Origin of the sequence: Solimonas fluminis (genome assembly GCF_002930645.1) — a bacterium.
Lineage (GTDB): Bacteria > Pseudomonadota > Gammaproteobacteria > Nevskiales > Nevskiaceae > Solimonas_A > Solimonas_A fluminis.
Window position 1 is genome coordinate 76,527 of sequence record NZ_PSNW01000015.1, and the last position, 15,578, is coordinate 92,104.

Below are 15,578 nucleotides of genomic sequence, written 5' to 3' on the forward strand. Positions count from 1 at the left end.
TGAGGTGTCCGTCGTCAGGAATGAAGGCGGACATTGTACCGGCGCCCGGAAAAAAGAATCGCCACGCTAGGAAACCCGGCGTGGCGACTTCGGTCATGCGTGAATGGTGAAGCTGCGCGGGCGGCGCATGTCCGCCCGAGCCTTGAAGCGGGACAGCTTAGGCCTTGGCAGCAGCCTTGGCCTTCTTGACGGCCTTCTTCACGGCCTTCTTGGCGGCCGGCTTCTTCTTGGCCGCAGCCTTCTTCACGGCCTTCTTGGCGGCCGGCTTCTTGGCGGCAGCCTTCTTCACAGCCTTCTTCGCAGCCGGCTTCTTCGCAGCCTTCTTTACAGCCTTCTTCGCAGTGGTTGCCATGTCACAATCCTCCGATCTAGACGGTTTGCGGAACGCTTTCCGCATGAGCAGGAGATGCAACGCGCATTTCCCTGTTGTGAATATTTACTTAAAAATAAATAAAAAAGCAACGCCTTTATCTGGAGCGACTTTTTCACACCCGCCGGATCGCATGAAAAAATTTGCTGCACTTTGCGTTTTGGTCGTTCAATTTCTTGCGTGCGGAATGCCCGCAAACGCTGATGGATACAGCGTTTCAGCGGTTTCGTACGAAGTGCTGCGCGAGCTGCCGCACGACTCGAAACGCTTCACTCAGGGCCTTGCTTTTCGCGAAGGACGGATGTTCGAGAGCAGCGGCCTCTACGCGCAATCTGCGCTGTTCGAAACCCGTTTGAGCGACCAGCAGACCCTGAACCAGGTGGCTTTGCCCCGCCAGGTTTTCGCCGAAGGCCTGGCCTTGCATGGCGAGCGGCTGCATCTGCTGAGCTGGCGCGAACAGCGCGGCTTCGTGTTCGGCCTGGACCTGCAGTTGCTGAGCGAATTCCGTTTCGAAGGCGAAGGCTGGGGGTTGGCAAGCGACGGCCGGCAGCTGGTACGCAGCGACGGCTCATCCTGGCTGACCTTCATGGATCCGGAAACGCACCGCGACCTGCGCCGCGTGCAAGTGCATCACGGCGACCGCCCGATCGCCCAGCTCAACGAGCTGGAGTTTGCGCGGGGCTGGCTGCTGGCCAATCTCTGGTACAGCGACCAGGTGGCGCTGGTGAACCCGGCCGACGGCCGCCTCGGCGGCTGGCTCGATCTCAAGCCGCTGCGCCAACGACTGCCGCAAGGGCGGGAGCTGCCGCAGGAGGCCGTGCTCAACGGGCTGGCCTACGATGCCGAGCATGACCTTTTATATGTCACCGGAAAATGGTGGCCGCGGATGTTCGGGTTGCGCGTGGACTGGCCTGCCGCTCCGGCTCCGGCGGCCGCCGGAAGCATCGATCAGTAACGATCATTACCGACACGCCAGCTGAAGGCGTAGCCTTTCGCGGGGGCGCAGATGTATAGTGGATTCATCGCTATTCATCGGAGTTTTGGTAATGCAACTTACCCACGAGCACCAGGAGCTGTACCGCACCACCAAGCGCTTCGTCGAGGAAGAGCTGAACCCGCAGGTTCCGGAGTGGGAGAAGGCCGGCATCTGGCCGGCGCACGAGGTGCTCAAGCGCATGGGCGATCTTGGCCTGCTGGGCATCAACAAGCCGGTGGAGAACGGCGGCCTCGGGCTCGACTACTCCTACCAGATGATCTTCGCCCAGGCCCTGGGCAACTGCATCTGCGGCGGCGTGCCGATGGGCATCGGCGTGCAGACCGACATGGCCACCCCGGCCCTCGCCCGCTTCGGCTCGCCGGCGCTGCGCAAGGAATACCTGGACCCGGCGATCCGCGGCGAGATGGTGGTGTCCATCGCCGTGTCCGAGGCCTCCGCCGGCTCCGACGTGGCCAGCATCAAGACCACGGCCCGGCGCGAAGGCGACGACTACGTGATCAACGGCTCCAAGATGTGGATCACCAACGGCACCCAGTCCGACTGGGCCTGCATGCTGGTGAACACCGGCGAGGGCAAGCCGCACATGAACAAGTCGCTGATCGTGGTGCCGATGGACGCCAAGGGCATCGACCGCCGGACCAAGCTGGACAAGCTGGGCATGCGCTCCTCCGACACGGCCATGATCTTCCTGGACAACGTGCGCGTGCCGCGCCGCAACCTGATCGGCAGCGAGGGCATGGGCTTCACGATCCAGATGATGCAGTTCCAGGAGGAGCGCCTGTTCGGCGCCGCGTCGGGCATCGACGGCCTGTTCAACCTGATCAAGGAGACCATCGACTACACCGGCCAGCGCCAGGCCTTCGGCCAGTCGCTGCTGGACAACCAGTCGGTGCACTTCCGCCTGGCCGAGCTGCGCACCGAGGTGGAGTCGCTCAAGGCGCTGATCTACCAGACCACCGAGGAATACGTGCTGGGCAAGAAGGCGCCGCAGGAGGTGGCCATGCTGGCCTCCATGTGCAAGCTCAAGATCGGCCGCGTCTCGCGCGAGGTGACCGACGCCTGCCTGCAGTACTGGGGCGGCCAGGGCTTCATGTGGGACAACAACATCTCCCGCGCCTACCGCGATACCCGCCTGATCTCGATCGGCGGCGGCGCCGACGAGGTGATGCTGGGCATCATCTGCAAGATGATGAACATCCTGCCGGGCAAGAAGAAGTTCGAGGCCAGGAAGGCCGCAGAAGCGGCAGCGTCGGCATAGGACAACAAGGGCGAGAGCCTGGAGGAGACGAGAGAGGCGGCCGCAAGGCCGCCTTTTTCTTTCTCCTGGCGCGGAACGACAGGCACAAAAAAACCGGGCCCCTTGCGGGGCCCGGCTTCTGCTTCAATAAGTGGCGGAGCGGACGGGGCTCGAACCCGCGACCCCCGGCGTGACAGGCCGGTATTCTAACCAACTGAACTACCGCTCCACTTTATCTCTTGGTGGGTGCTGACGGGATCGAACCGCCGACATTCGCCTTGTAAGGGCGACGCTCTACCAGCTGAGCTAAGCACCCTCGAAAACTTCTCGAAACTTGGCAATCCGGTACCGAACGCCCCAGGAGAGCCCGCTACTTTACAGCGTCTTTGAGCGCTTTACCAGCCTTGAAGCTCGGAGTTTTGCTGGCCTTGATCTTCAGGGGGGCGCCGGTCTTGGGGTTGCGGCCGGTACGGGCCTTGCGCTCGCGCACCTGGAAGGTGCCGAAACCGACCAGCGAAACCTTGTCGCGCTTCTTGAGCGCCTTGGCCACCACTTCAAACAGCGAATCGATCGCGCGGCCGGCATCGGCCTTCGACAGGTCGGCCTTGTCGGCAACCGCGTTGATCAGATCGGTCTTGTTCATTGACTCATTCCCTCGCAGACGGATTATTTGATACGGCCTGGCGGCCGACTGGTGCTGAATGCGGATTTTCCCGGGCCGGATGTGACTTTGCCGTGACGGCGACGAAGCCCGCAGGGATGCAGGGGCCCAGGTCCGGCGCTTTATAACAAGCGCCCTGCGAGGCGGTCAACAAAACCGCCGATCGCCCGCAAAGCCTTGCGCCATGCGGCTTTCAGGGCAAAAGGCGTGTAGGAAAATCCACTCTGTCCGACCGGGGAGCGCGCGGGCCCGACGAACGAGCGCACGCCCGTTCGCCAGCCGTTGGAACATGGGGCCCCATCCGTGGTCACAGCGTGATTGCGGGCAGGGTTGACCGCTCGAACCTTTTGCTACACTCCGACCAGATTCAGACTCCAAGCCAATCCCCGATGCCCCTCTCCGACTGCCGCAAGTCCGCAGGCCTGATGCTCGTTGCATTGCCCGTTGCGCTGCTCGCACTGGCCCTGCCGGCGAACGCCGCCAGCCCCAGCGCCGCCGAACTCGAGGAGCAGACGCTCAAGCTCGACCAGGCGGTGCAGGCCTTCAAGAAAGAAGCCCTGGAGTTCAACACCGAGGCCCAGGGCGTGGAGGACGAGGTGCTGTTCCCGCCGCATGCCCGCCTGTCCGTCTACCTGTCGGTCAAGGTGCCGGGCCTGCTGCTCAAGGAGGTCAGCGTGACGGTGGACGGCAACGCGCCCCAGACCTTCGCCTATACCGACCGCGATGCCAAGGCGATGCTCTCCGAGGGCCACATGCAGCGCGTGCTGCGCACCGCCGTGGGCGCGGGCGCGCACCGCATCCGCATCAGCTACAGCGGCCAGATGGCCGATGCCAAGCCCGACGCGCCGCCGGTGGGCGACAGCTACGAGGCCGTGTTCGACAAGGACCAGCGTGAGACCAACCTCGAATTCAGCATCGCGCGCCGCACGCGCCTGTCCAAGGCCGGCATCTCCATGACGCAGTGGAGGCCCAAGAAGTGAAATCCCCGCGCAAACTCCTCTGCGGCGGCCTGGCTGCCGCGGCCGTGCTGGCGGCCGGCGCCGCCGGCGCCGCCGAACCCTACGTCGCCGGCACCAGGACCGACCCGCTGGTCCGCAGCGCGATGTTCCTGGACGCCGACGGCCGCTACTTCTCCGCGCTGGTGGAGTTGCTGTCGGGCAGCCGCGGCAAGGACCCGGCGCGCATGCCGGCCGATTTCCAGTGGCGCCTGGCGGAGAGCTATCTCTCCTTCGGCATGCGCGACGAGGCCGAGGCGATCTACCGCAACCTGGCCACCGGCACGCCCGACCCGCTGGTGCTGGCCAAGGCCCGCCTGAAGCTGGCCGAATTCGACTACCAGCGCGGCTACAACGCCGAGGCCCGCGCCACGCTGCTGCGCATGAAGGAGAAGCTGCCCAAGACCCTGGTCGAGGACTGGCAGGACCTCTACACCCGCGTGCTGATGGCCGAAGGCCGCTACAGCGAGGCCGCCGAGGCCCTGACCGCCGAGGACAACGCCGGCAAGCTGTCGGAGTACACCCGCTACAACCTGGGCGTGGCGCTGATCAACGACGGCCGCGCCGCGCAGGGCGTCACGATCCTCGACAAGGTCGGCCGCATGCGCCCGGTCACGGCCGAGGACCTGGCGCTGCGCGACCGCGCCAACCTGACGCTGGGCTACTGGTTCCTGCAGAACAAGCAGGGCGGCACCGCCAAGCCGGTGTTCTCGCGCATCCGCCTGGAAGGCCCGTTCTCCAACCGCGCCCTGCTGGGCCTGGGCTGGGCGGAACTGGCCCCCACCGGCGAAAAGACGCGCCGCGTCGAGGTGGGCGACCAGACCAAGGAGGAGAGCCCGTTCTCCAACTTCTCGACGCTGGGCGTGCTGCTGCGCCCCGGCTTCCTGGAGGACGACATCTTCACCCGCGCCAACCTGCGCAACTTCCGCCTGTCCAAGGCGCGCAAGGACGAGGAGGAGGCCCTGCGCAAGGCGCTGGTGCCCTGGGTGGAGCTGATCTCGCGCGATCCCATGGACCCGGCCGTGCAGGAAGCCTGGCTGGCCATTCCCTTCACGCTGGACCGCCTGGGCGCGCACACGCAGGCGCTGAAGTTCTACGAGCAGGCCATCGGCGAGCTGGAGAAGGGCCGCAAGCGCATGGACGTGGCCATGGACTCGATCCGCAAGGGCCGCATGGTGGAAACCATCGTGCGCCGCGACATCGACTCCGAGGCCGGCTGGGAGTGGAAGCTCAAGGACCTGCCGGACGCGCCGGAAACCTATTTCCTGCAGTCGCTGTTGGCCGAGCACCGCTTCCAGGAAGCGCTGAAGAACTACCGCGACATGCGCATGCTGTCGCGCAACATCGACGCCTGGCGCGGTCGCATCGACCTGGCCGACAAGAGCTGGACCAGCGTCGAGCGCGAGCCGGCGGTGATCCCGGAGCTGCTGTCGCGCGCCAAGCAGGACAGCGACAATCCCTTCGCCGGCCTGAAGATCCAGCTGCGCGCCGAGACCAAGCTCTCGGCCCCCGGCGCCTACAGCGGCAAGCTGGCCGCGCCGGCCCCGGCGACGGCGGCGCCGCTGGCGGTGGCCGCCACGCCGGCCGGCGGCTTCAACGGCCCCTACGAGCGCGCCCAGGGCCTGAAGAAGCGCATGGACACGCTGCGCGGCCTGGCCGAGCAGATCAGCACCGAGCAGGACGCCCTGCTCAAGGCCATCGCGGTGCGCGAGCTGGCCGGCCAGCAGCGCCAGATCGAGAAGTACCTGATCGAAGCCCGTTTTGCCCTCGCGCGCCTGTACGACCGCGCGCAGAAAGGTGAGCTCGACAAATGAATAACAGGATGTTGCCCTTCGCGCTCACCGCGATCGCGCTGGCGCTGGCGGCCTGCTCCCAGCAGCCGATCAAGGGGGCTTCGCCGCGCATCGGCAAGGCCATCGGCAAGCTCGACGAGCCGACCCAGGAAAAGCTGCCGATCATCACCTCCGAGCCGATCGCCACGGACCCGCAGAAGGCCGCGGACAACTACCGCGCGCTGCTGGACCTGCAGCCCGACCTCGACACCAAGGCCGAGGCCAAGCGCCGCCTGGCCGACCTCACCGTGCAGATCGAGGACGGCAAGGGCAACACCGGCGAGAGCAACCAGGCCCTCAAGGAGTCGATCAAGTTCTACAACGAACTGCTGAACGACCGCCCCGAGGACAAGAACAACGACCGCGTCTTCTACCAGCTGGCCCGCGCCTACCAGAACGTGGGCGACGTCAACGCGGCGATCGACACCCTGCGCCGCCTGACCGAGCGCCACCCGGATTCCGAGCTGGCCGGCGACGCGCATTTCCGCCGGGCCGAGCTGCTATTCCTGACCAAGCGCTACGCCGAGTCGGAGGTGGAGTACAAGACGGTGATGGACCTGGGCGACCAGACCCAGTTCTTCCAGCACGCGCAGTACAAGTACGGCTGGAGCCAGTACAAGCAGGCCAAGTTCGAGGAAGCCGTGGGCACCTTCTTCGCGATCCTGGATCGCGAGCTGCCGGCCGGCGAACAGTACGAGACCGACAAGGCGCTGTCCGGCGTCGACAAGGGCAAGTACGACATGGCCAAGGACTCGCTGCGCGTCGTGACACTGTCCTTCGTGCAGCTGGGCGGCGGCAAGGCGCTGAACGACTACCTGGCCCAGCACGGCGATCCGCGTTTCTACCCGCTGGTCTACGCCGCCCTGGGCGAGACGCTGCTGGAGAAGGAGCGCTACACCGACGCCGCCGAGACCTACAGCGCCTTCATCGAGCGCTATCCGCGCTCGCCGCGCGCGCCGGCCTTCCAGACCCGCGTGATCAAGGCCTATTCCGAGGGCGGCTTCCGTGACATCGTGGTGCGCGAGAAGGAACGCTACGCGGTCACCTACGACCCGGCCGCGCCCTACTGGGGCGGCCAGCCGGCGACGCAGGAAGTGCTGACCGAGCTGCGCTCGCACATGGAGGACCTGGCCAAGCACTACCACGCCCTGGCGCAGAAGGACCCGGCCGCGCAGAAGCCGTCGTTCCTGGTGGCGGCCAAGTGGTACAAGCGCATCATCGAGGTCTACCCCAAGGACCCGCGCATCACCGACATCAACTTCCTGCTCGGCGACGCGCTGCTCGACGGTGGCCAGACGCTGGAAGCGGCGAAGGAATACAGCAAGACCGCCTACGACTACCCGCCGCACACCAAGTCCGGCGAGGCGGCCTACGCCGGCGTGCTGGCCTACCAGAAGTACGCCAAGGAAGTGCCGGCGGCCGACCGCGCCGGCGGCGCGCTGCGCCAAGCGATCGACGCCAGCCTGAAGATGGCCGATACCTTCCCGGGCCATCCCAGGACGCTGCCGGTGCTGACGCAGTCCGCGCTGGACCTGTACGAGCTCAAGGCCTACGACGAGGCCATCAAGGTGGCCGATCGCGTGATCAAGGCCCCGGGCAACGTGGCGCAGGACCTGCGCCGCACCGCCTGGAGCGTGACCGGCGACTCGCATTTCGCCCAGAAGCGCTACCCGGACGCCGAGAAGGCCTTCTCCGAGGAGCTCAGGCTCACCGCGCCGAACAGCCCGGCCCACGCCGAGGTGACCGAGCAGCTGGCCGCGTCGATCTACAAGCAGGGCGAGGCCGCGCGCGAGGCCAAGGACCTGCGCACCGCCGCCAACCAGTTCCTGCGCGTCGGCCAGGTCACGCCGCGGGCCAAGATCCGCGCCACCGCCGACTACGACGCCGCCGCCGCGCTGATGCAGCTGGAGGACTGGCCCAAGGCCGCCCAGGTGCTGGAGGGCTTCCGCGGCATGTTCCCGGGCCATGCCCTGGAAGCCGACGTGGACAAGAAGCTGGCCGTGGCCTACCACAAGGACAACAAGCCGGCGCAGGCCGCCGCCGCCTACCGCCGCATCTCGATGCGCGCCACCGAGGCGGTGGATACGCGCATGGAGGCCGCCTGGCTGTCCGCCACGCTGTACGACGAGGCCAAGATGCCGGCCGAGACGGCCCAGGGCTACGAGACCTACGTGCGCCAGTTCCCGCGGCCGCTGGCCCGCGCGGTGGACGCCCGCCAGCGCCTGGTGGAACTGGCCCGCGTGCGCGGCGACAGCGCCGCCGAGACGCTGTGGCTGCGCGAGATCGTGCAGGCCGACGACACCGCCGGCGCCGAACGCACCGACCGCACCCGCTCGCTGGCCGCCCAGGCCAGCCTGGCGCTGGGCCGCATGAGCGCGGCGCAGGCCCGGTCGCTGCGCCTGACCGCGCCGGTGGAGAAGACGCTGCCGGCCAAGAAGCAGGCGATGGAAACCGCGGTGCTGGCCCTGAACAAGGCGGTCAGCTACGGCTTTGCCGAGATCACCACCGCCGCGACCTACGAACTGGGCACGCTGCAGCAGGACTTCGGCAAGGCGCTGATGGAGTCGGAGCGTCCGCGCAACCTCAAGGACCTGGAGCTGGAGCAGTACAACCTGCTGCTGGAAGAACAGGCCCTGCCGTTCGAGGAGAAGGCCATCGCCGCCTGGGAAGCCAACCTCAAGCGCATCCCGCAGGGGGTCTACGACGAATGGGTCGCGAAAAGCGCCAAGGCGCTGGCCGCGATCGCGCCGGCCAAGTACGGCAAGCGTGAGAAGGGCGAGGATCGTTATGAAAGCCTCAAGTAAGCTGCAGCTGGCGCTGGTGCTGGCGCTGGGCGCGGCCGTATCCGCGTGCAAGACCTCGCCGGAGCGGCCGGCGCCGCCGGACCGCCCCGGCCCCGAGGCCACCGCGCCCAAGCCGCCCGACAAGGGCGACCCGAAGGCGCGCTTCTCCGCGGCGCTGGAGCAGCTCAAGGGCAAGCAGTTCCAGGAGGCCGAGGAGGCGCTGGTGGCGCTGACCAAGGACTTCCCGGAGTACTCCGGTCCCTGGACCAACCTGGGCATCATCTACTTCAACTCCAACCGCAAGGGCCCGGCGGCCGCGGCCTTCAACAAGGCGGCGGTGCTGAACCAGGACAACGCGGTGGCCTTCAACTACCTCGGCATGCTGGCGCGCGAGTCCCGGGACTACCCCCGCGCCCAGATGGCCTACGAAAAGGCACTGAAGCTCGAGCCGGACAACGCCCTGGTGCACTACAACCTGGCGATCCTGCTGGACGAGTACCTCAAGCGCCCGGCCGACGCCCTGCCCCACTACAAGGACTACCAGCGGCTGTCCGGCAAGCAGGACCTCAAGGTGATCGCCTGGGTCGCCGAGATCGAGGCCAGCCTGGCCAAGGCCGCGCCGCCCGCGGCCCCGGCCGTGGCCCCTTCGGCGCCCCGGGTGGCGCCGGCCGGCCCGCCGCAGCCGAAGAGCGGTGCCGCACAGGCGCGACCGCGCGCCGCGGAGCAAGCAAAATGAGGACCGTGAAAGCTTTATTTCCCGCCCTGATTCTGGCAATGTCCTGCGCCGCCCAGGCCCAGGACGAGTTGCCTGCGATAGGCGCCGGCCAGCCGGTGGCCCCCGCCCCCTCCCAGGCCGCGCCCAAGGGGCCGGCGGTCAAGGAACAGACGGTGGGCACGAACATCTTCGCCGGCGAAAAGGAATCGCCGATCGGGCTCTACATCATGCCCTGGCGCGAGTCGCCGGCCGAGCGCGACATCGACCGCCCGGCGCGGCTGCTGCAGGAGCAGGTGCTGCCGGTGGACCGCGTGGTGTTCGAGCGCCAGCTGGAGTACTACGACGCGCTCTCGGGCGCGCTGAAGAGCAAGGGCCTGGTCACGCCGCAGGAACGCAACTAGGCCGGCCGTTTTCGTTTTCCCGATTTCAGACGCATTGCGACACTAGAGGATTCAATCATGGATTTCTTCGCCACCATTCTGCATTTCTTCCAGCAGGGCGGCCTCTTCATGTACCCCATCGCGCTGGTCGCGGTCTGCGCCATCGCGATCACGATCGAGCGCTGGTTCTTCCTGCGCCGCGTGCAGAAGGAGAACGCCGTGCTCTGGGCCGAAGTGGCCCCGCTGATCGCCCAGGGTGACCTGGACTCCGCCGCCCGCGTGACCGAGGGCTCCGACACCGCCATCGCCCGCATCATCAGCAACGGCATCACCCAGGCCCGCATCGAGAACAAGCGCAGCGAGATCGAAGTCGCCGCCGAGGAAGGCCTGATGGAAGTGCTGCCGGCGATCGAGAAGCGCACCCACTACCTGGGCACCTTCTCCAACATGTCGACCCTGCTGGGCCTGCTGGGCACGGTCATCGGCCTGATCGGGTCCTTCGCCGCCCTGGGCGCCGCCGACCCGGCCGAGAAGGCCGACCTGCTCTCCAAGGGCATCTCGGAGGCCATGAACTGCACCGCCTTCGGCCTGATGGTGGCGATCCCGTCCCTGCTGCTGCACTCCTACCTGCAGAGCCGCACGACCGAACTGATCGACGGCCTCGAGGCCGTGGCCGGCAAGTTCGTCAACGCGCTCAGCAGCCGCCGCCGCTAAGCCCCCTTCGCAGTCCTCACGCGAGATTCCGATGTCCCAGCGAATCCGGCGTCTGCAGCGGCACCACAAGCAGCGTGCGCGCGCCGTGCATCTCAACATCGTCTCGCTGATCGACGTGTTCGCGGTGCTGGTGTTCTTCCTGCTGGTCAGCTCCTCGCTGGCCGCCGCCCGCCTCAACGTCATCAGCCTCAACCTGCCGTCTCCGGACCGCACGGTCACGCCCCAGCAGCAGGAAAAGCAGCCGCTGACCGTGACCCTGCGCAAGACCGAGCTGGTGGTCAGCTCCGGCGGCGTCACCCGCAACCTGGCCAACACGCCGCAGGGCTACAACATCCAGGCGCTGTCCGACCTGCTGGTGGAAGTGAAGAAGTCCGACCCCTCGGAGCAGAGCATCAACGTGCTGCTGGAACCGGACACGCCCTATGACGACCTGGTGAAGGTCATGGACGCGTCCCGCATCACGCCGGCCGAGGCCCGTGCTTCCGGCCTGCCGCACGAGCTGTTCCCGCAGATTTCCATCGGCGACGCGCCGCTGGAAGGCGCCGCGGCGCCGGCGGTGGCCCCATGAGGAAGGAACGCATCGTCAAGCGCCTGCAACGCCTGGCGCGCCAGCAGGGCCGCGACACCGAGATGAACATCGTCTCGCTGATCGACATCTTCGCGATCCTGGTGTTCTACCTGCTGGTCAACGCCCTGGTGGTGGAGATCCTGCCCAATCCCAAGGCGCTGAAGCTGCCGGAGTCGGTGATCCAGGAAGAGCCGCGCGAGAACACCCTGGTGCAGGTGACGCTCGACGACGTGCTGGTCAACAACCGCCGCGTCATGAGCGTGGCCGAGGCCGCCGCCGCCGAAGGCAACATCCTGCCGGGCCTGAAGGCCGAGCTGATGACCGCCCCGCTGATGCAGACCCCCGGCGCCGCCGCCGGCATGGTCACGCGCGGCGAGGTCAACATCATGGCCGACAAGGCGATCCCCTATCAGATCCTGAAGAAGGTGATGGCCACCTGCACCGAAACGCGCTTCGCCAAGATCTCGCTGGCCGTGATCGAGAAGCACGGCGCCGGGGGCACGCCATGAGCGGCCTCTGGTACGCCACCCCGGACAGCTGGCAGCTTCCGGATGAGACCGACCGGCGCTTCAACCGCATCGTCGGCATCTCGCTGCTGCTGTTCGTCATCGTCGGCATCGTCATTCCCTACCTGAAGCTGCAGGGCCTCAAGGAAGGCGGCGGCGACACCACCGAGCAGCGCTACGTCAGCCTGATCCCGGACGCCGAGATCGCCAAGCAGGTCGAGGAACCGGCGCCGGCACCGGAGGACAAGCCCAAGCCGGAACAGCCCAAGGCCGAGACCAGGAAGCAGGACAAGCCGCCCGAGCCCAAGCGCGAGGAGAAGGTGACGCCGCCGCAGCCGACGCAGGAACAGGTCGTGCAGAAGGCGCGCGAGACCGCGTCCCGCAGCGGCATCCTGGCGATGCAGCAGCAGCTCTCGGAGCTCAACAGCCAGTCGCTGCAGGGCTTCGACGCGCCGCGTCCGCTGAGCCGGATCGAGGCCCAGGCGGGCACCGGCGCCACCGGCGCCGGCTCCTCGGCGGCCTTCGAGCGCGCCGCCGCCAGCGGCAGCTCCGGCATCGGCGCCAGCGGCAGCGGCGAGCAGCGCCGCCAGAGCGGCGCCGGCATCGGCACCCGCCGCACCACGGTGGTGGAGAGCCCGATCGGCACCGGTCCGGACAAGACCAAGCCCGGCCAGGGCGGCGACAAGATCTTCTCCGGCCGTTCGCTGGACGAGATCCAGCTGGTGTTCGACCGCAACAAGGGCTCGTTCACCTCGATCTACAAGCGCGCGATGATGGAATCGCCGGCCCTGGAGCAGGGCGGCAAGATCATCGTCAGCCTGACGATCGCGCCGAGCGGCCAGGTCACGGACTGCAAGCTGGTGTCGAGCACCTTCAACGACCCAGATTTCGAGCGCAAGATCATCCAGCGCGTGCTGTCGATGAACTTCGGGGCCAAGGATGTCCCGCCGTTCACGTATCCGAACTATCCGATCGTTCTGTATCCGCCGACCTGAGCCGGCGCCGGGGTCCGGCGAACGACTGTGTTCCTGTAGTCCCGACGGGGGTGGCCATGACCAGGCCACCCCCGTTTATCATTGGGCTCCCCTCCAGGACACCAGAGCAGGATTAGCCATGGGTTTTCTTTCCGGCAAGAAGGCGCTGATCACCGGCGTCGCCAGCGACCGTTCCATCGCCACCGGCATCGCCGAGGCCTTCCACCGCGAGGGCGCAGAGCTGGCCTTCACCTACCAGGGCGAGCGGCTGAAGGGCCGCGTCGAGGAATTCGCCGCCAGCCTGGGCAGCAAGATCGTGCTGCCGCTGGACGTGGTGGAAGACGCGCAGATCGACGAGGTCATGTCCGAGCTGCAAAAGCAGTGGGGCGGCCTGGACGTGCTGATCCACTCGATCGGCTTCGCGCCGCGCGAGCAGCTGCAGGGCCGCTACCTGGACGCGGTGACGCGCGAGGGCTTCCGCATCTCGCACGACATCTCGGCCTACTCCTTCGCGGCGCTGGGCAAGGCGGCGCGCCCGCTGATGCAGGGCCGCAAGGCCTCGCTGCTGACGCTGACCTACCTGGGCGCCGTGCGCGCGGTGCCGATGTACAACGTCATGGGCCCGGCCAAGGCCTCGCTGGAAGCCAACGTGCGCTTCATGGCGGCGGACCTGGGCGAGCAGGGCATCCGCGTCAACGGCATTTCCGCCGGCCCGATCAAGACGCTGGCCGCGGCCGGCATCACCGGCTTCCGCGGCATGCTGTCGGCGGCCGAGAAGGCCTCGGCGCTGAAGCGCAACGTCAGCATCGAGGAAGTGGGCAACGCCGCCGCCTTCCTCAGCTCCGACCTGGCCTCCGGCATCACCGGCGAGATCCTCTACGTGGATGCCGGCTACAACGTCATGGGCATGAGCATCGGCGAGTGAGCGAATCGGCCACGGTGCTGCCGCTGCGGGCGCAGGGGCGGATCGGCGAGGTCGACTATGTCGCCGCGCAGTTCCTGCACCTGCGCCCGCCGCCGATGGTGCTGAGCCTGCTGGGCCTGGCCCTGGGCGCCGCGGTGCTGGCGCTGGCCCTGACACGCTCGCCGGTGCTGTTGAGCACGCTGGCCGTGCTGGCCACCTACGGCTTGCTGGTGATGCCCTGGCGCGCGCGCCGACGCTACCGAGCCAGCCCGTCGATCGCGGCACCGATGGCTCTGTCGATCGACGAGCAGGGCCTGCGCTTCGACCGCGGCGGGCGCGAGCAGCAGTTGCGCTGGGAGCAGCTGGGACGCTGGCGCGGCAGCCGCCGCGTGGTGCTGCTGTATCCGGTGAAGAGCGGCTTCTACCTGGTGCCGGCATCGTTCTTCGAACGGCCGCAGGACTTCGAGGTGTTCGTGGAGCTGCTACGGCAGCGCGTGGGTTCGCCGCACTAGGCCGGCAGGCCTGACCACATGCACGGGAATCCCGTAGGAGCGGCCGTTGGCCGCGAAGCTCGTCTCCATCGCCGTCGGCGCTCGCGGCCAATGGCCGCTCCTGCGAGAAGGGCGTCGATCCCCTGCCCGCCCTAGCGCTGCAGGATCTCTTCCCCTTCCATCCGCGCCACCGTCACGGTGGCCACGGTATCGCCCAGCACGTTGACGGCGGTGCGGCACATGTCGAGCACCCGGTCCACCGCCAGGATCAGGCCCACCCCTTCCAGCGGCAGGCCGATGGTGCCCAGGATCAGCGCGATCGCCACCAGGCTGGCCGAGGGAATGCCGGCGACGCCGACCGAGGTCAGCAGCGCCATCAGTACGATCGTAAACTGCGTGGCGAAGCCCAGTTCCAGGCCGTAGGCCTGGGCAATGAACAGCGCCGCGGCGCACTCGTAGAGGGCGGTACCGTCGGTGTTGACGTTGGCGCCGATCGGCAGCACGAAGCCGGTGACGCGCTCGGACACGCCGGCGCGCTCGCGCAGGCAGGACAGCGTCAGCGGCAAGGTCGCGGCCGAGGAGCTGGTCGAGAAAGCCGTCAGCAGCGCCGGGCCCACGGCGCGGTAGTGCGCCATCGGCGAGACCCGGGCCACCAGGCGCAGCAGCAGCGGCAGCGTCAGCAGCGCATGGGTCAGCAGGCCCGCCACCACGGCCAGGAAGAACACCGCCAGGGGCCGCAGGGCTTCCAGGCCGGTCTTGGCCACCACGCCGCCCACCAGGGCGAACACGCCCAGCGGCGCGAAGCGCATGACCAGGTCGGCGATGCGCAGCATCGCCTGATAGACGCCCTGCCAGAACTCCTGCTGCGTGCGCCGCGTGCCCTCCGGCAACTGCGCCAGGGCCCAGGCGAACAGCAGCGCAAAGGTGACCACGCCGAGCATGTCGGCCTCGGCCGCGGCGCCGATGGGATTGGCCGGCACCAGGCGCTGCAGCACGGCCACCAGGTCGCCGGTGCCGCGCTCGCGCACGCCGGAAACGACCTGTTCGGTATCCGCCGCCAGGCCCAGGCGCTGCGCCGCCGGCTGGCCGTCGACGATGCCGGGGGCCAGCAGGTTGACCATCAGCAGGCCGGTCAGGATCGCGAGCAGGCCGCTGGCCATGTAGAACACCAGCGTGCGCCAGCCCAGCCGCCCCAGCGTGCCGGCATCGGCGATGCCGGCCAGGCCGCAGATGATCGCCGAGACGATCAGCGGCACGATCAGCATCTTCAGCGCGTTGAGGAACAGGGTGCCGACGAAGCTGCAGGCCTGCAGGAACCAGGGGGCTTCGCCCAGCGTGATGCCGGCAGCCAGGGCCAGCGCCAGCGCGATCGCGATCTGCCAGTGCAGCTTCATCGGGTGCCCCAAAAGAGAAAACCGTCCGTAGGGTGGCCTACGGACGGCTGGTCGCGC

The 15,578-nt window shown here is 67.6% G+C and carries 16 protein-coding genes and 2 tRNA genes; 13 read left to right on the forward strand and 5 right to left on the reverse strand.

The window, feature by feature from the left end; translation table 11 throughout:
* Positions 1 to 157: 157 nt before the first annotated feature.
* Complete coding sequence (locus tag C3942_RS22140; protein WP_243393689.1) at positions 158 to 352, reverse strand: hypothetical protein; 195 nt, start codon at positions 350 to 352, stop codon at positions 158 to 160.
* Positions 353 to 395: 43 nt separating this feature from the next.
* On the opposite strand from C3942_RS22140, the gene C3942_RS19990 reads away from it, so the two are divergent.
* Complete coding sequence (locus C3942_RS19990; RefSeq protein WP_165797553.1) at positions 396 to 1,325, forward strand: glutaminyl-peptide cyclotransferase; 930 nt, start codon at positions 396 to 398, stop codon at positions 1,323 to 1,325.
* Positions 1,326 to 1,416: 91 nt separating this feature from the next.
* Positions 1,417 to 2,625: an acyl-CoA dehydrogenase family protein gene (locus tag C3942_RS19995; RefSeq protein WP_104232140.1), complete on the forward strand. Its 1,209-nt coding sequence runs from the start codon at positions 1,417 to 1,419 to the stop codon at positions 2,623 to 2,625.
* Between the two features lie 131 nt (positions 2,626 to 2,756).
* On the opposite strand, the gene C3942_RS20000 is transcribed toward C3942_RS19995, so the two are convergent.
* The 3 genes from C3942_RS20000 to C3942_RS20010 form a co-directional block, all read right to left on the reverse strand.
* A tRNA-Asp gene (locus C3942_RS20000) sits at positions 2,757 to 2,833 on the reverse strand.
* Positions 2,834 to 2,844: 11 nt separating this feature from the next.
* Positions 2,845 to 2,920, reverse strand: a tRNA-Val gene (locus C3942_RS20005).
* 54 nt (positions 2,921 to 2,974) lie between these two features.
* Positions 2,975 to 3,247 (reverse strand): HU family DNA-binding protein, encoded by a 273-nt coding sequence (locus C3942_RS20010; RefSeq protein ID WP_104232141.1) that lies wholly within the window; start codon positions 3,245 to 3,247, stop codon positions 2,975 to 2,977.
* A gap of 407 nt (positions 3,248 to 3,654) precedes the next feature.
* Here C3942_RS20010 and C3942_RS20015 point away from each other — a divergent pair, with 407 nt between their 5' ends.
* The 11 genes from C3942_RS20015 (at position 3,655) to C3942_RS20065 (ending at position 14,148) form a co-directional block, all read left to right on the forward strand.
* Complete coding sequence (locus C3942_RS20015; RefSeq protein WP_104232142.1) at positions 3,655 to 4,245, forward strand: hypothetical protein; 591 nt, start codon at positions 3,655 to 3,657, stop codon at positions 4,243 to 4,245.
* Positions 4,242 to 6,074, forward strand: coding sequence for a tetratricopeptide repeat protein (locus tag C3942_RS20020; protein WP_104232143.1), 1,833 nt, complete (start codon positions 4,242 to 4,244; stop codon positions 6,072 to 6,074). The genes C3942_RS20015 and C3942_RS20020 overlap by 4 nt, the downstream gene beginning before the upstream one ends.
* Complete coding sequence (locus C3942_RS20025; protein WP_104232144.1) at positions 6,071 to 8,896, forward strand: tetratricopeptide repeat protein; 2,826 nt, start codon at positions 6,071 to 6,073, stop codon at positions 8,894 to 8,896. The genes C3942_RS20020 and C3942_RS20025 overlap by 4 nt, the downstream gene beginning before the upstream one ends.
* The gene (locus tag C3942_RS20030) at positions 8,880 to 9,611 is read left to right on the forward strand and encodes a tetratricopeptide repeat protein (protein ID WP_243393690.1); all 732 of its coding nucleotides are present in this window, start codon (positions 8,880 to 8,882) and stop codon (positions 9,609 to 9,611) included. Before C3942_RS20025 ends, C3942_RS20030 begins: the two co-directional genes overlap by 17 nt.
* A 38-nt stretch (positions 9,612 to 9,649) precedes the next feature.
* On the forward strand, positions 9,650 to 9,991 hold the full coding sequence (locus C3942_RS20035; protein ID WP_104232146.1) for a hypothetical protein: 342 nt from the start codon (positions 9,650 to 9,652) through the stop codon (positions 9,989 to 9,991).
* 57 nt (positions 9,992 to 10,048) lie between these two features.
* Positions 10,049 to 10,684, forward strand: coding sequence for a MotA/TolQ/ExbB proton channel family protein (locus C3942_RS20040; protein WP_104232147.1), 636 nt, complete (start codon positions 10,049 to 10,051; stop codon positions 10,682 to 10,684).
* A gap of 31 nt (positions 10,685 to 10,715) precedes the next feature.
* A complete protein-coding gene (locus C3942_RS20045; RefSeq protein ID WP_104232148.1) occupies positions 10,716 to 11,252 on the forward strand; it encodes an ExbD/TolR family protein in 537 nt (178 codons plus the stop codon).
* Positions 11,249 to 11,761, forward strand: coding sequence for an ExbD/TolR family protein (locus C3942_RS20050; RefSeq protein ID WP_104232149.1), 513 nt, complete (start codon positions 11,249 to 11,251; stop codon positions 11,759 to 11,761). The genes C3942_RS20045 and C3942_RS20050 overlap by 4 nt, the downstream gene beginning before the upstream one ends.
* Positions 11,758 to 12,753 carry an AgmX/PglI C-terminal domain-containing protein gene (locus C3942_RS22145; RefSeq protein ID WP_133164373.1) on the forward strand — a complete coding sequence of 332 codons (996 nt, stop codon included), beginning with the start codon at positions 11,758 to 11,760 and terminating at the stop codon, positions 12,751 to 12,753. The genes C3942_RS20050 and C3942_RS22145 overlap by 4 nt, the downstream gene beginning before the upstream one ends.
* Positions 12,754 to 12,871: 118 nt before the next feature.
* Entirely contained in the window at positions 12,872 to 13,657 is a 786-nt protein-coding gene (locus tag C3942_RS20060) for an enoyl-ACP reductase FabI (protein WP_104232150.1), read from the forward strand.
* On the forward strand, positions 13,654 to 14,148 hold the full coding sequence (locus tag C3942_RS20065) for a YcxB family protein (RefSeq protein ID WP_104232151.1): 495 nt from the start codon (positions 13,654 to 13,656) through the stop codon (positions 14,146 to 14,148). The genes C3942_RS20060 and C3942_RS20065 overlap by 4 nt, the downstream gene beginning before the upstream one ends.
* Positions 14,149 to 14,279: 131 nt before the next feature.
* Here the strand turns inward: C3942_RS20065 and C3942_RS20070 are convergent, their stop codons facing one another.
* Positions 14,280 to 15,521 (reverse strand): dicarboxylate/amino acid:cation symporter, encoded by a 1,242-nt coding sequence (locus C3942_RS20070; RefSeq protein ID WP_104232152.1) that lies wholly within the window; start codon positions 15,519 to 15,521, stop codon positions 14,280 to 14,282.
* Between the last annotated feature and the right edge of the window lie 57 nt (positions 15,522 to 15,578).

Excerpts from the sequence above, each read along its gene's own strand:
- C3942_RS20015 (WP_104232142.1), top strand. The coding sequence starts at position 3,655 with ATGCCCCTCTCCGACTGCCGCAAGTCCGCAGGCCTGATGCTCGTTGCA.
- C3942_RS22140 (WP_243393689.1), bottom strand. The coding sequence starts at position 352 with ATGGCAACCACTGCGAAGAAGGCTGTAAAGAAGGCTGCGAAGAAGCCG.
- C3942_RS20010 (WP_104232141.1), bottom strand. The coding sequence starts at position 3,247 with ATGAACAAGACCGATCTGATCAACGCGGTTGCCGACAAGGCCGACCTG.
- C3942_RS20045 (WP_104232148.1), top strand. The coding sequence starts at position 10,716 with ATGTCCCAGCGAATCCGGCGTCTGCAGCGGCACCACAAGCAGCGTGCG.
- C3942_RS19995 (WP_104232140.1), top strand. The coding sequence starts at position 1,417 with ATGCAACTTACCCACGAGCACCAGGAGCTGTACCGCACCACCAAGCGC.
- C3942_RS20050 (WP_104232149.1), top strand. The coding sequence starts at position 11,249 with ATGAGGAAGGAACGCATCGTCAAGCGCCTGCAACGCCTGGCGCGCCAG.
- C3942_RS20025 (WP_104232144.1), top strand. The coding sequence starts at position 6,071 with ATGAATAACAGGATGTTGCCCTTCGCGCTCACCGCGATCGCGCTGGCG.
- C3942_RS20060 (WP_104232150.1), top strand. The coding sequence starts at position 12,872 with ATGGGTTTTCTTTCCGGCAAGAAGGCGCTGATCACCGGCGTCGCCAGC.
- C3942_RS20030 (WP_243393690.1), top strand. The coding sequence starts at position 8,880 with ATGAAAGCCTCAAGTAAGCTGCAGCTGGCGCTGGTGCTGGCGCTGGGC.
- C3942_RS19990 (WP_165797553.1), top strand. The coding sequence starts at position 396 with ATGAGCAGGAGATGCAACGCGCATTTCCCTGTTGTGAATATTTACTTA.
- C3942_RS22145 (WP_133164373.1), top strand. The coding sequence starts at position 11,758 with ATGAGCGGCCTCTGGTACGCCACCCCGGACAGCTGGCAGCTTCCGGAT.
- C3942_RS20070 (WP_104232152.1), bottom strand. The coding sequence starts at position 15,521 with ATGAAGCTGCACTGGCAGATCGCGATCGCGCTGGCGCTGGCCCTGGCT.
- C3942_RS20040 (WP_104232147.1), top strand. The coding sequence starts at position 10,049 with ATGGATTTCTTCGCCACCATTCTGCATTTCTTCCAGCAGGGCGGCCTC.
- C3942_RS20035 (WP_104232146.1), top strand. The coding sequence starts at position 9,650 with ATGTCCTGCGCCGCCCAGGCCCAGGACGAGTTGCCTGCGATAGGCGCC.